At 39.2% G+C, this 13,279-nt stretch carries 14 protein-coding genes; 11 read left to right on the top strand and 3 right to left on the bottom strand.

The window, feature by feature from the left end; translation table 11 throughout:
• The first annotated feature begins 157 nt into the window (after positions 1 to 157).
• The 3 genes from VOI17_RS13320 to VOI17_RS13310 all read left to right on the top strand — a co-directional run bounded on the left by VOI17_RS13320 (position 158) and on the right by VOI17_RS13310 (position 2,857).
• Positions 158 to 424 carry a hypothetical protein gene (locus tag VOI17_RS13320; protein ID WP_323757714.1) on the top strand — a complete coding sequence of 89 codons (267 nt, stop codon included), beginning with the start codon at positions 158 to 160 and terminating at the stop codon, positions 422 to 424.
• Positions 425 to 426: 2 nt separating this feature from the next.
• Positions 427 to 1,620: a glycine C-acetyltransferase gene (gene kbl / locus VOI17_RS13315; protein ID WP_323757713.1), complete on the top strand. Its 1,194-nt coding sequence runs from the start codon at positions 427 to 429 to the stop codon at positions 1,618 to 1,620.
• Between the two features lie 121 nt (positions 1,621 to 1,741).
• Entirely contained in the window at positions 1,742 to 2,857 is a 1,116-nt protein-coding gene (locus VOI17_RS13310; protein WP_323757712.1) for a 6-bladed beta-propeller, read from the top strand.
• 61 nt (positions 2,858 to 2,918) lie between these two features.
• On the opposite strand, the gene VOI17_RS13305 is transcribed toward VOI17_RS13310, so the two are convergent.
• The gene (locus VOI17_RS13305) at positions 2,919 to 3,125 is read right to left on the bottom strand and encodes a DUF2892 domain-containing protein (RefSeq protein ID WP_323757711.1); all 207 of its coding nucleotides are present in this window, start codon (positions 3,123 to 3,125) and stop codon (positions 2,919 to 2,921) included.
• Positions 3,126 to 3,515: 390 nt separating this feature from the next.
• Between VOI17_RS13305 and VOI17_RS13300 the strand changes: the two genes are divergently transcribed.
• The 5 genes from VOI17_RS13300 (at position 3,516) to VOI17_RS13280 (ending at position 9,483) form a co-directional block, all read left to right on the top strand.
• A complete protein-coding gene (locus VOI17_RS13300) occupies positions 3,516 to 4,667 on the top strand; it encodes a 6-bladed beta-propeller (protein ID WP_323757710.1) in 1,152 nt (383 codons plus the stop codon).
• A gap of 34 nt (positions 4,668 to 4,701) precedes the next feature.
• A complete protein-coding gene (locus VOI17_RS13295; RefSeq protein WP_323757709.1) occupies positions 4,702 to 5,868 on the top strand; it encodes a 6-bladed beta-propeller in 1,167 nt (388 codons plus the stop codon).
• 108 nt (positions 5,869 to 5,976) lie between these two features.
• Positions 5,977 to 7,128, top strand: a complete 1,152-nt coding sequence (locus VOI17_RS13290) for a 6-bladed beta-propeller (protein ID WP_323757708.1) — start codon at positions 5,977 to 5,979, stop codon at positions 7,126 to 7,128.
• A 13-nt stretch (positions 7,129 to 7,141) separates the two neighbouring features.
• The gene (locus VOI17_RS13285; protein ID WP_323757707.1) at positions 7,142 to 8,299 is read left to right on the top strand and encodes a 6-bladed beta-propeller; all 1,158 of its coding nucleotides are present in this window, start codon (positions 7,142 to 7,144) and stop codon (positions 8,297 to 8,299) included.
• 20 nt (positions 8,300 to 8,319) lie between these two features.
• The gene (locus tag VOI17_RS13280) at positions 8,320 to 9,483 is read left to right on the top strand and encodes a 6-bladed beta-propeller (RefSeq protein WP_323757706.1); all 1,164 of its coding nucleotides are present in this window, start codon (positions 8,320 to 8,322) and stop codon (positions 9,481 to 9,483) included.
• Positions 9,484 to 9,488: 5 nt separating this feature from the next.
• Here VOI17_RS13280 and cdaA read toward each other — a convergent pair whose 3' ends face one another.
• Entirely contained in the window at positions 9,489 to 10,337 is an 849-nt protein-coding gene (cdaA, locus tag VOI17_RS13275; protein WP_323757705.1) for a diadenylate cyclase CdaA, read from the bottom strand.
• The gene (folP, locus tag VOI17_RS13270) at positions 10,334 to 11,191 is read right to left on the bottom strand and encodes a dihydropteroate synthase (RefSeq protein WP_323757704.1); all 858 of its coding nucleotides are present in this window, start codon (positions 11,189 to 11,191) and stop codon (positions 10,334 to 10,336) included. Before folP ends, cdaA begins: the two co-directional genes overlap by 4 nt.
• Positions 11,192 to 11,222: 31 nt before the next feature.
• Here folP and VOI17_RS13265 point away from each other — a divergent pair, with 31 nt between their 5' ends.
• Genes VOI17_RS13265 through VOI17_RS13255 form a run of 3 tightly spaced genes read left to right on the top strand, consistent with a single transcriptional unit; the run spans position 11,223 to position 13,279 of the window.
• A complete protein-coding gene (locus VOI17_RS13265; RefSeq protein WP_323757703.1) occupies positions 11,223 to 11,771 on the top strand; it encodes a DUF1599 domain-containing protein in 549 nt (182 codons plus the stop codon).
• The gene (locus tag VOI17_RS13260) at positions 11,768 to 12,760 is read left to right on the top strand and encodes a DoxX family protein (RefSeq protein ID WP_323757702.1); all 993 of its coding nucleotides are present in this window, start codon (positions 11,768 to 11,770) and stop codon (positions 12,758 to 12,760) included. Before VOI17_RS13265 ends, VOI17_RS13260 begins: the two co-directional genes overlap by 4 nt.
• Positions 12,761 to 13,279 carry a shikimate kinase gene (locus VOI17_RS13255; protein WP_323757701.1) on the top strand — a complete coding sequence of 173 codons (519 nt, stop codon included), beginning with the start codon at positions 12,761 to 12,763 and terminating at the stop codon, positions 13,277 to 13,279. It begins immediately after the preceding gene.

Below are 13,279 nucleotides of genomic sequence, written 5' to 3'. Positions count from 1 at the left end.
AGAAAGTTTCTGAACGGTAGGAAGACCTTGAGGAGGTTAAATCCTCATAACTCGCTACCACTTTGTGCTGCAATATTAGTGAATGCAATAGAATAAGTAAAACCTTTGCCGACACGAATAGTCGTTCGGAACCCATATTTTTTATATTTGCATTGCAATGGAAATCAAGGGCTTTGAAACTTATTTAAAAGACAAGAAAATTGACTCGGCTGCTTTTCAAAAAGGGCAACCAGAACAATGGTCTAAATTCAAAGCTTTGTATGACCAAATGCACCCAAATAGCTTTACAGCTCAGAAATTATACCTGATCAATCCCATTAGGAGAGCATTTCCATTAAAAGAAGAAGCGCCTGAAAAGGCAGCGACAACTGTGCAAGCCGCTCGACCTAAAGTGATGATGAGACCAAAACCGAAAACAAATTAATTATGTTCGATACACTCCAACCCAAACTTCAGGCTGAACTAGCAGAGATCAAAGAAGCCGGACTTTATAAAAAAGAAAGAATTATTACGACTCCCCAAGCGGCCGACATCAAAACTGCCGATGGAAGAGAAGTAATCAACTTTTGTGCGAATAACTACTTAGGTCTATCTTCTCATCCAAGGGTGCTTGAAGCGGCCAAAAAAGCCATCGATACCCATGGTTTCGGTATGTCTTCGGTTCGTTTTATTTGTGGAACACAAGACATTCACAAGGAGCTAGAGCAAAAGATTTCAGAATTTTTGGGCATGGAAGATACCATTCTTTATGCTGCGGCTTTCGATGCGAATGGTGGTGTTTTTGAGCCATTGTTGGGTGCCGAAGACGCAATTATTTCAGATGCGCTAAACCATGCTTCAATTATTGATGGTGTGCGTTTGTGTAAAGCGATGCGCTTCCGTTACGATCATAATGACATGAACAGCCTTGAGCAGCAATTGAAAGATGCGGATGCTAAGGGAGCACAAAATAAAATCATTGTTACTGATGGTGTTTTCTCAATGGATGGCACGATTGCACAATTGGATAAAATCTGTGATCTGGCCGATAAATACAAAGCTTTGGTGATGACAGACGAATGTCATTCAACAGGCTTTATGGGCAAAACAGGTAGAGGTGTTCATGAATTCAGAAACTGCATGGACCGTGTAGATATTATCACTGGTACATTGGGTAAAGCTTTGGGTGGTGCTTCTGGTGGATTTACCTCAGCAAAAAAAGAAGTGATCGAAATTCTTCGTCAGCGTTCAAGACCTTATTTATTTTCTAACACTTTGGCGCCTTCTATTGTGGGGGCATCCATCGCGGTATTCGATATGCTTTCTGAAGCCACCACTCTTCGCGATAAATTGGAGGAAAACACCAAGTACTTCAGAAGTAAAATGACCGAAGCTGGTTTTGACATTAAGCCGGGCGAACATGCCATTGTGCCTGTAATGCTTTACGATGCCAAATTGGCCCAAAAAATGGCCGATGCACTTTTAGAAAAAGGCATTTACGTAATTGGTTTCTTCTTCCCTGTAGTGGCTAAAGGCCAGGCGAGAATTAGAGTTCAAGTTTCTGCGGGGCACGAAAGACATCACTTAGACAAAGCCATTCAAGCCTTTACCGAAGTGGGTAAAGATTTAGGAGTGATTTAACAAAACCAGTCCGTTCATCACTATTTGAATATGCGGTATAGTCTGTTGTTGATTATATTGCTATATGCAGAATATTTATGATCAAATAAAGCTAATTCGTTGTCTACAAATCTTAGCTATCATGTGCCTTTTCTCTGCTCAAGTTATTGGGCAGGGAAAAGTCTCGGACTCCTTCGTGTCTTATGACCTGAGCAAGAATGATCGAAAAATCAAACTCACTGACCTCATTGACGAAGTTGAGTTCATCAATTTAGAAGAGACTCAGGAGTCTTTACTGGGGAGCGTTGGAGGTGTTCATGTAGTTGGAGATAAGTTCGTGTTTATGGGCGATAGATTCAAAGGCGACATCTTCGTATTTAGCACCCAAGGTAAATTCATCAATCGAATCAACCGACAAGGAAGTGCTCCCGAAGAATATCCTGCAATCAAAGACATTTGGATAGAAGGCGACTTAATAGCTGTCCATACCTCTTTAAAAGACATCAAACGCTATCGGCTCAACGGTGATTTCGCGAATAGCAGTAAACTGAAATTGACTGCGGGGCATGCTTTGGGTAATTCTGGAAACTACTTCCTCGATATGAACTTCAACAGTCTTGAAGATCAGTCCAAGTATAAAGTGGTAAGACTTGATGGGAATATGGGCATTACTGGAAAGTATTTGCCATTTACGAAAGCTCCCGTTGCCACCATGTTTTCACCAAGTCCACTGTTTGAGTATAAGAAGTCAATTGGATACTATAGGGCATACTCTGATACTGTCTATTTTTATCAGAAGGATAGATTCGTTCCATTTATACATTTCGAATTTGGCAACAATTGGCATTGGGACAATTACGACCCGTTTGGTCCGGATGTAATCAAAGGCTTAAGAGATGGGGAGAAGGTTTGGTCGATTAAGCCTAAAGTAGGTTCACGGTATATTATTACCTCATCACTCTATGGAAAAAGTGGCAAGCTAAGGTTGGAACATGTGATTGACAGAAGAAATGCTGAAACCATTCTCATTGATCTTGAAAGAACTTCTAAAAAAGAATCCTTTGATTTGGAGGTTAGCCATTGGGAGTCTGATGACACTTTTTATGCATTTCTTCCTTCAATGGATGCCGTTGGTTTGGTAACTGAAGCTAGTGCAAAAAATTGGTCTTTCCGTGGAGGTACCAGTTTAGAAGAAATAGCCTCGTCCGAAAACCCAGTTTTAGTGCGCATTCGTATCAAGGACTTTTCAAAAAAATGAAAATCTCTTATGGTTTTTAGTGAAGAGGCCATTGGATTCAATCTGATGGCCTCTTTTTATGTTACTTTTTTGCCGGACAAGTATTGAGTCCTACAAGCGTATAAAGTGGGCAAAAGCTCACCAAGCTGGTCAGAAGAAATACTGCCGCCAAAACTAGCAATACGGTGCCCAATGTGCCCGTCACTATGTTGCTAAAATAAAGTATCGCAATCGCAACTACGAGTAAAATTCTTACTGCTTTATCTGCACTTCCCATGTTCTTTTTCATAATCTCAATAGTTAGATGGTTTCTAATAAAAGCACAATCCCTGTGATGATTATCAGACACAAGCCGCAAACGATCAGCAGCTTAAATGCTTTTGCTTTCATATCATGAAGTTAGTGGGTATCCCTTTACCGAATAATGATATAAGTCATGTTGAGAGCAGATTTAATCACGGTTTTTTTCAGACCATAAAATGGGAATGGCCTTGATTTGGCTGTGAGTCTATTTGAGCAAGCTGTTGTGTTTTTTCCCTTATTTCAATAGAAAACTTTAGAATACACAATATCAAATTTGATCTGCTATTTTTTTGATACGACTATTCTTTTAGTTATTCTTGTTAGTGAATGTTTGGCTCATTAATCAAGTTCAAACTTCCTTCAACATTAAAAAACTATGAAGCAGTTTAGCCTATTTTTTCTCCTACTGTTGGTCACATTTTCATGCTCAAAAAACACTTCTGAAGAAGAAATTGAAGCCGTAGTGGTTACCGATGATTTTAAGTCCTACCGTCTGGATATGGATCTCCCTGTAGAGCGTTTTTCCGATTTAATTGAATCGGTGGAATTGGTGCGGATGGAGGAAACCGATAACTCATTATTGTCTTATATCTATGCCATCGATCATACGAAAGGCGAATTGGTGTTCACCAGTGGAAGAGAAGATGATGTATTTGTTTTTGACTCTAAAGGAAATTTTGTTCGCAAGATCAATAGGAAAGGAGAAGGCCCAGAGGAGTATTTGAATATCACAGATTTGTGGTTAGAAGGAGATACATTGGCCATTTACTCGATGAACAAATCTACCGTTATGCGCTATAATCTGGAAGGCGACTTTATTCGATCGGAAAGATTGCCAGCATCTCCTGGTCATGTTCTTAGTTATAACAAGGGTTATGCGATGGATATGAATTATCGCCCTATTAACGATACTTCTCGCTATAGATATGCGACACTGGATAGGAACTTAAAACCAAACGGAATGTATTTGCCAGTGGACAATCGAATGGCAATTGGGATTTCTTTAAGCACCAACTCAGTAGCACCTTATAAGAATGGGGTGATACTTCATAGGGCGATGAGCGACACTGTTCATTATATGAGCGATAAAGGCTTTACTCCACTCTTACACTTGAACTTTGGTAACGATTGGTACTGGAAAGAGAGCCGAGATGTTACAGAGCAGTTTGTTTCAGAAATGGGAAACACTGAGAAGGTTTGGTCTGCCGATGCCAAGATTGGAGCAAATCGAATTTGGGTGCTACCATATACAGGTTCCGTTGAAGGGAGGGTATCACCAAATTTTTTTATTGACCGTGGCGCAGGAACTGTTCATAATGTGGATATGAGAAAAGCAGATAAGTCTAACAGTGTGGCAATCGCCCTCCGCTGGGACAATGAACAAATGATATTTACCATTCAATCTCCAGACGTAGCCTCTTTTCTCTCCGAGCTTAACGAAGATCAAATCAAATTCCGTCCAAGCACCACTTTAGAAGAAATCGAATCTTCCGAAAACCCAGTGTTGATGTGGGTGAAGTTTAAGTAGAGAGTAGATAGTATTGAGTAACTAGATTTTAGAAATGAAGAATAAATTATTCAGTTTTTTGATCCTTGTGCTTGTTTTAGGCTGCGCTGAAAAGGGAAGGGTTGATGACAAGGAGGTCACGGACTTGGACGACTTCAAATCATATCATCTCGATTTGGATTTGCCCAAAGAGAATTTTATCGACATGGTTGAATCAGTAGAGTTGATGCAATTCGAAGAAACCGATGAGTCGCTTTTATCTACAATCCGCAAAATCAATAGGCTCGATGATGGCTTTGTCTTTCATACAGATAAAAAGATGGGGACGGATGAGCATATGACAATCTACTTTTTTGACGAAAATGGAAATTTCAAGAATAAAATAAACCGACAAGGTCAGGGGCCAGAAGAGTATGGATCAATCGAAAGTTTATGGATAGAGAGCGGCTTGGTCACGGTGTATTCAATGCCCAAATCGGTAATCTATCGTTACACTCCTGAAGGCGATTTTGTCGACTCACGTAAATTACCCGATCAACTTCGGGTTGGAGATATTCGGCCCTATAAGGATGGCTACGTTGCTGAAATGAATTACCTCCCTATCAATGACACCTCTTATTACAAATTCGCGAAGCTGGACAAAGATTTGAAGCTTGAAAAAGCATTTCTGAAATACGACAATGCTCCTGATGAAATGCCGTGGTTTATTGCTTACTCAACAGTTATTCCCTACCAAGATGGTGTGCGGCTTTTCAGGGTTTTCAGCGACACTATTTACGCCTATACAAATGATAAACTCGCTCCTTTGGTGCATTTTGATTTTAAGGAGAATTGGTTTTGGGCAGACAAACCTGAACCTACTTCTGAGGTTTGGCAGAAAGTAGAAGCCGAGAATAAAGCTTGGACAATAGGCATGTCGATTGGGCAAAAATACATTTATGCAGATGCCTTGATTGGCTATTCGCATTGGGAGTATTTTTTAATTGACAGAATGACTGGTAAGGTCAAGCGAATGGGAATGCCGAAGGGCAAATCTGTGAGTGAAGAGTTTTACTATCTGGGCTGGGAGGAGGATAGATTGATGTTCTCTGTCACCACAGCCGATGTTCCTAACATTTTATCAGCCTTGGATGAAAATCAAATCAATTACCGTGAGGGCACTACTTTAGAAAAGATTGAGTCCTCTGAGAATCCAGTGCTGGTATGGGTGAAGTTTAAATAGTGTTTTCATGCCTGACTTTGAGTACAAGGAAATCAGGATTGAATACATGAATTATGTTGTTGAAGGCATATAACTATAATATTGAGCTTTGAGTACTTATTTTAAAGTATGAAAATATTTTATATAAGACTTACCGCCTGTTATGCTTTGTTTTTTTTCGGTTTAATGTCCTGCTCTAACAAGAGCGAAAAGGAGAGTATTTTAGCAAAAAACATCGATGATTTTAGATTCTACTCCATAGATCCAGAAAAAGCACCCACTTCTTTTTTTGATTTGGTTGAAGAAGTGGAGGTGATGAGGCTAGAGGAAACTCCTGAATCTTTATTAACCAATCTGGCCTTTATCGGTCATTCTCAAGGCCAGTATTTTGTGGCTGGAATGTCTAAACCAGATATTTTTGTTTTTTCCGAAACAGGAGAGTTGGTCAGAAGAATCAACCATAAAGGTGAGGGGCCAGAGGAATATATAAGGTTTAGTAATTTTTGGGTGAAAAATGGACGTATTGGGTTATATTCTTTAGGTCGTTTTATTATACAGTATGATTTAGAAGGGGTGTTTTTAGCCAAAGAGAATCTTCCAATTTCCCCCTTTCATGCTTACCCTTATGAGGGAGGTTATGCATTGGACTTAAGTCAAACTTTTACTGAAGGGCCTGTCCATCACAGTATTATGTTGCTTGACTCAGCTATGAGGCTTAGGTCAATGATGAATCCATCAAAACGGCATGAAGTAGGCCTTATTGGAGCCAATAGTTTTGCAGACTATAAAAATACAATAGTTTACCATGACCCATTCAGTGATACTGTTTTTGTTTTGGAGGATAAGGATGCCAGACCTCTGTTCAGCCTTGATTTTGGAAGTAAGTGGGGCTGGAAGGATGATGCTGATCGTTTAGATCGGGTTAAAAATAGGGAAGTAATGAGGAACAAAGAATTGGTATGGACAATTAAGCCTTACGTGGGTTCAGAAACTATATTAGCCTCTTATAGAAACCACACAGGTTATGTATGGATTGATAGGAAAACTGGTCTGTATGAAACCATTGACTTTTCCTTGGAGAATCAAGAAACGCTTGGGCTCTTGCCTATTCAATGGGATGGAGATAGAATTCTTTGCAGCTTACCATCTACAAGTGTAGCTTTTCTTATTGAAGAATTAGGGGAGGATAAGGTGAAATTTCGCCAAGGCACTACTTTAGAAAAGATTGAGTCCTCTGAGAATCCAGTGTTGGTATGGGTGAAGTTTAAGGAACTGAAATAACAATTTAGAATATATGAAACGAGTTTTTCCAGCACTATTAGTTGCCGCATTGTTTACCGCCTGTGGTGGTCAAAAAGAGAATACTACGGAAGAGAAAAATCAAGCCAATGACGAGTTTAAAGTGATTCCTTTGTCCATCGAATCGGAGAAACGGAAACTCTCTGAAATGATTGAATCCGTTGAAATAATGGGTTTGGAGGAAACAGATGAAGGATTGTTGAGCGGGGTATATAATTTTTCTCAAACAAGCGACAGAATCGTTTTCCCTAGCGGATCAGAGGGTGATGTTTTTGTTTATTCTAATGAAGGGAAGTTCGTTTCCACTTTCAATAGAAAAGGTGATGGGCCTGAAGAATATGGAAGCTTGCAAAACCTTTGGCTAAAAGACGACACATTATTTATTCATGATGGTCAGCGCGGGAACGTTAATAAGTATGACTCTGAAGGAACTTATCTAGGTCAACTAAAACCGAGCGTTAAGTCTACCCATCTGTATCCATATCAAGGCGGCTATGTAGGTGATATGAGTGGAATACCGATCAACGATTCGCTTAAATTTAATATCGTTTTCTATGACGGTCAGTTGAAGATTGAGGGGATGAAGAACCCATATAAAGACGTAGTGCCTTTTCCTATTGTGAGTAGCGTAAACAGTTTGGCGGCTTATGGTGATGACCTCTTGTACAAGGGGATTTTTGGGGATACCATTTTTCATATTAGTGATAAATCTATCAAGCCATTGCTCAAGCTTGATTTTGGCTCAGAATATTTATGGAATGATGAAGAAATGAGGGCTGATGGGCAAAAGGCGATGAATAGTATCCAGGAAAGCGGGAAAGTATGGATTTTCAATCCTAAGGTGGGTAATTCAAAAATTTATATGAGCTTCAATACAGGTTTTTCAGAAGCATTCTGGCTGCTGGTAGATCGAAATTCAGGTAAGTATTATCAAATAGACAATAAAAAGAATGCGGAAGAGAATTATGCTTTTGTCTCTATTCGATGGGAAGGAGACATATTGCTCGTTAGTGTGAATTCTTACGATTTGGCCGAATTTATAAAGGAAATTGGTTCTGAAAACGCAGCTTTCAAGAAAGGGAGTACGCTAGAAAGTATAGAATCTTCAGAAAACCCAGTATTATTGTGGGTGAAGTTCAAAGACTTTAACTAGTCAGTACAAACAATTTAAGAATGAAATTGAAAGTAAAAGCAGCATTACAATTCGTTTTAGTAGGCCTTTTGGCCATTTCGTGTTCAGAAAGTAAGTCAGAAAATACCACATCAGTTGCGGTAAATGATGACCAGTTTCGCGCCTATCCGATTGATGTGGGAAATAAACTTACCGCATTAGCAGATATAATTGAGAATGTTGAAATCATGGCTTTGGAAGAAACAGAAGAAGCCAAGTTGAATGATATTTTATCGTTTGAAAGAGGAGATGATGGTAAGCTTTTTTTTACTACTGCCCGAAAAGGAGAGGTTCTTACTTATACCCAAGACGGGAAATTCATTAATGAGTTTAGCCATAAAGGGAGTAGCTTAAAGGAATATCAGTTCATTCAAAGCTCTTGGACAAACTCAGACTCTATCTCCATCTATTTTAATAAGCGTTTGGTAACCTATAATATTGAAGGCGAAGAGATCGATCGCATCAATCTTCCTTTCAAACCGACACACTTGTTTCCATACCAAGACGGATATGTGGCCAATATGAATTACTATCCTTATCAAGACAGTCTTTTTTACAACGTTCTTTTTATGGATAAGGAGTTTAATGTTGAAGCCATGGCAAACCCAAATACAGGACTTTTGAGGGTGCCGATGCTTTTATCAATTAATAGCTTTAAACCCTATAAGGAAGATTTGACATATCATTCAGTATTAAGTGACACCATTTTCTATTTGAAAGACAAGGGGAGCAAAACAATAGCTCAAATAGACTTTGGCAAGGATTGGTTTTGGAATGGAGAAGGCGTGACAATGGATGATCCAAGCATGATGAGTCGCATTCGTGAAGAAGGACTAGTTTGGGCGATGAATCCTTTTGTAAACGATGAGCTGATTTATCTTAATTACTATACCTCTCTTACCAACCATTCTCAATTAGTATTGAATAGGAGGACTAGGGGCTATGAAATATTAGATTTAAAAATGGAGGATGATCAACAATACTCGCTTGCTCCTTTGGCTTGGGAAGGTGATAGAATGTTATTTAGCCTCCAACCAGAAGATTTACCTCAACTGCTAACTGACCTAGGTAAGGAACGTTATAAGCTGCATGATGGGACAAGTCTGGAAGGAATAAAGTCTTCTCAGAATCCTGTACTTCTTTGGGTGAAATTCAAAGAGTTCTAGAAGAGTTAAGAAGCGGCTTCTAAGTTTTCTTTTTTACCTGTTTCTGGAGCTTCCTCTTCTTCCTCACTCAGGTATTTGTTGAGCTTCTTTCGAATTTCTGGTGCGGAAAGGTTACTGAATATTTTTCCGTTTCTAGCGATTGACATTTGTCCAGTTTCTTCTGAAACGATAAGGATGAGTGTATCGGTAGCCTCAGACATTCCCAATGCCGCTCTGTGTCGTAAGCCGTATTGGGCTGGTAGATTTTCATTTTCGCTTACTGGCAAAAGGCAACGAGCCGCTTTAATTTTTCCTTCATACAGAATCACGGCCCCATCGTGGAGCGGGCTGTATTTATTGAAAATAGAAATCAGTAACCTTTTAGAAATAAAGGCATCTAAAAGGTCACCAGAATCGGCATAAAACTTTAATTCTGTATTTCTTGAAAACACCATCAAAGCTCCAGTGTTTGAACCTGATAGGTTTTTTGAGGCCTCAATTACTGCAGTGAGGTTCATGTTAATCTTGGGTTTCTTTTTCCGCCAAATCAATAGCGATTCAAAGACTCCATTTTTTCGGAATGAAGTTTTACCTAAAATAAGCAAGAATTTTCTGATCTCTTGAGAGAAAATAATAATGGCAGCCAAAACACCTACGCCCATAAACTGGCCTAAAATACCAGCAAGTAATTCCATTTGGGCAGCCCTTACTACTAAGTAAATAAGGTAAAGCGAAAGGAAACCGATTAGAACCCGAACAGCTACACTACCCTTTAAGAGCTTGTAAACCTGATATAGCAATACACTTACGAGCAGGATGTCGATAATATCGACCCATCGTACGTCCAGAAATCCTATTTTAAAAGCGTAAATCAAGGATATATTGCTTTATATAATTGAACTGTTTCTACAGCGGCTTTTACATCGTGTACTCTAAGTATTGAAGCACCATTAATAAGTGCTGCCATGTTTAAAGCCGTAGTGCCATTGAGTGCTTCCTCAGCCGAAATGTCTAAAGTTTTATAGATCATAGACTTTCTGGATAAGCCAGCGAGTAAAGGTAACCTCATTCCTTTAAAATAATCCAAATTTTGGAGAATCTCATAACTCTGTTTCGCAGTTTTCGAAAAACCAAAGCCAGGATCAAGAATAATGTCCTTCACTCCCATTTTACGTAGCTTTTCTACTCTTTCGCTAAAAAATAAAGTAATGTCTTTTAATAGATTTTTGTAATCGGTATGATTGACCATGTTTTGAGGAGTACCCCTCATATGCATCATAATGTAGGGCACATTTAATTTGGCTACTGCCTCAAACATTTCGGCATCCAAAGTTCCACCAGAAATATCGTTGATGATACAGGCGCCTTGGTCAATTGCAATCTTGGCTACCGAACTTCTAAAGGTGTCGATAGAGATATAGGCTTCTGGAAATTCTTTGATGACAAGGGCTATCGTTTTACTGATACGCTCTGTTTCTATTGCTGCACTTATGTCTTCAGCATTAGGCCGAGATGAATAACCACCGATATCGAGAATGAGAGCACCATCTGCCAACATGGTTTCTGCGGCAGAAAGAATTTCTTTTTCGGTGTTTTGCCGGCCAAGGGAATAAAAGCTATCGGGGGTAATGTTTAAAATACCCATTACTGCTGGCCTATCGAGCGAAACTAGATTTCCACGTAAGTTCAATGTCTTTTTAACCTGAAATATTTTATCTTTCGCTTTCAAAAATTCCCTTTAGCAATTAAAATCACTCAACTTGAAGGAGCAAACGGTAGGCGAATATAAGCAAGTTATAGAGGCCTGTAAAGACATATTTCTTAAGAAAACCAAAGATTACGGAACGGCATGGAGAATACTCAGGCTGCCCTCTATCACCGATCAGATTTTTATCAAGGCCAAGCGTATACAATCCATTCAAAATAAAGGAAATCAGAAGGTAGGGGATGATATCGCTGGAGAGTTCATTGGGATTATAAACTACTGTGTTATCGCCCTTATTCAAATGGAATTGGGTGAGAATGACCCTTTCGAAATGGAGGTGGAAACTTTGGAACCCTTGTATGACGAAAAGATAGAAAGCACTTTTAATCTGCTAATGGACAAAAATCACGATTACGGTGAAGCTTGGCGTGATATGCGTGTAAGTTCTATGACCGATATTATTCTAATGAAATTACTGCGAGTGAAGCAGATTGAAGACAATCAGGGGCAGACTATTATTTCTGAAGGAATTGATGCCAATTATCAAGACATGATCAACTATGCAGTGTTTTGTTTGATCTTAATGAAATTTTCAAAATCATGAAACTATTGACCACAATTTCAAGGTATTTGGTTGGAGCACTTTTTATTTTCTCTGGCCTTATTAAGATCAACGATCCCGTTGGAACACAAATAAAATTGGAAGAATATTTTACCGTTTTCTCGGTAGATATTGCTCCATTTTTTGAAGCACTAAAACCAGCTGCATTATTCCTTTCAGTTTTACTTTCCACTCTTGAAATTGTACTCGGGCTTGCTGTTTTATTGAAGTATAAACCGCAAATCGTGACCAAGTTGCTTTTGGTTATGATCGTCTTTTTTACCTTCCTCACTTTTTATTCGGCCTATTTCAATAAAGTAACCGACTGTGGTTGTTTTGGGGATGCTATAAAGCTTACTCCTTGGGAGTCGTTTACCAAAGATATTATTCTGTTGGTCTTAATTCTGGTGCTGTTCTTTAATCGGAAGAAGGAAGAGATTACCTCAGCCCTTAAAAACAAGTCCATTGCCTTGGCAGGGGCGCTTGTATTTTGCTTGGTGATTTCATTTTTAGCCATTGCTCATTTACCTTTTATTGATTTCAGGGCCTATAAGGAAGGTACTCACATTCCAACCGAGATGCTGCCGCCACCGAATGAACCAAATGAGGTGCCGAAGATTACCAACTTTGCCATGTGGAGCGATACGGCAGATGAAACTCAGAATATTTTGACAGGAAGAAAATTATTGGTGGTCATTCATGAAGCCGAGAAAACGAATGAGAAATCATATGTCGATTTGAACACTTTGATTAGTGCACTAGGAAGTGAAGTGGAGGTAATTGCCCTTACCTCCTCGTCAGGTGAACAGTTTGAAACATTACGGCACAGTGTTCAATTGGCCATTCCTTATGTATACTCTGATGCTACTTTACTCAAAACCATGATTCGTTCAAATCCGGGATTGGTGCTTGTTGAAAACGGAACCATAATTAAGAAATGGCACAATAATGATATTCCGTCTGCCAGCGATTTAATGTCGAACTTCAGATAGATGAGTCAAGTCCATAGGATTTATTTAGTAGGATTGCCAGCCTCTGGCAAAACAACAATGGGTAAGCAATTGGCGGAGCACTTGGGTATCCAGTTCATAGATTTGGATGCTGAAATTGAAAAAGTTGTAGGCCAATCTATTCCTGATTATTTCAGTTTTCAAGGGGAAGGAAACTTCAGAATCAAAGAAAAAGAAACCCTAAGAAACATTACTGCCGCAAATGAACAATTTGTGATGGCTACAGGAGGTGGAGCACCTTGCTTTCATTTCAACATGGATCACATGAATGAAACCGGGACTACCCTATTTTTAGATGTGAGCCCTGGAGATTTGGCCTTAAGAATATTAGATCAGGGCGTTGAAAAAAGGCCATTATTCAAAAGCTACGATCAACAAGATTTGATTCAAGAAGTGCGTGATTTAGCGGAAAATAGACTGGCCTTTTACAATGAGGCCAAAATAAAAATACGAGACAACCGAATCACATTGGATAAGATTATCTCGTATTTGAAGTCTTAA

Source organism: Roseivirga sp. (assembly GCF_034669765.1).
Lineage (GTDB): Bacteria > Bacteroidota > Bacteroidia > Cytophagales > Cyclobacteriaceae > Roseivirga.
Note: the sequence above shows the minus strand (reverse complement) of the source record. Positions and strands in the feature narration are given on the sequence as shown.

Coding starts and splice junctions, on each gene's coding strand:
- VOI17_RS13320 (WP_323757714.1), top strand. CDS start 158: ATGGAAATCAAGGGCTTTGAAACTTATTTAAAAGACAAGAAAATTGAC.
- kbl (WP_323757713.1), top strand. CDS start 427: ATGTTCGATACACTCCAACCCAAACTTCAGGCTGAACTAGCAGAGATC.
- VOI17_RS13310 (WP_323757712.1), top strand. CDS start 1,742: ATGTGCCTTTTCTCTGCTCAAGTTATTGGGCAGGGAAAAGTCTCGGAC.
- VOI17_RS13305 (WP_323757711.1), bottom strand. CDS start 3,125: ATGAAAAAGAACATGGGAAGTGCAGATAAAGCAGTAAGAATTTTACTC.
- VOI17_RS13300 (WP_323757710.1), top strand. CDS start 3,516: ATGAAGCAGTTTAGCCTATTTTTTCTCCTACTGTTGGTCACATTTTCA.
- VOI17_RS13295 (WP_323757709.1), top strand. CDS start 4,702: ATGAAGAATAAATTATTCAGTTTTTTGATCCTTGTGCTTGTTTTAGGC.
- VOI17_RS13290 (WP_323757708.1), top strand. CDS start 5,977: ATGAAAATATTTTATATAAGACTTACCGCCTGTTATGCTTTGTTTTTT.
- VOI17_RS13285 (WP_323757707.1), top strand. CDS start 7,142: ATGAAACGAGTTTTTCCAGCACTATTAGTTGCCGCATTGTTTACCGCC.
- VOI17_RS13280 (WP_323757706.1), top strand. CDS start 8,320: ATGAAATTGAAAGTAAAAGCAGCATTACAATTCGTTTTAGTAGGCCTT.
- VOI17_RS13260 (WP_323757702.1), top strand. CDS start 11,768: ATGAAACTATTGACCACAATTTCAAGGTATTTGGTTGGAGCACTTTTT.
- VOI17_RS13255 (WP_323757701.1), top strand. CDS start 12,761: ATGAGTCAAGTCCATAGGATTTATTTAGTAGGATTGCCAGCCTCTGGC.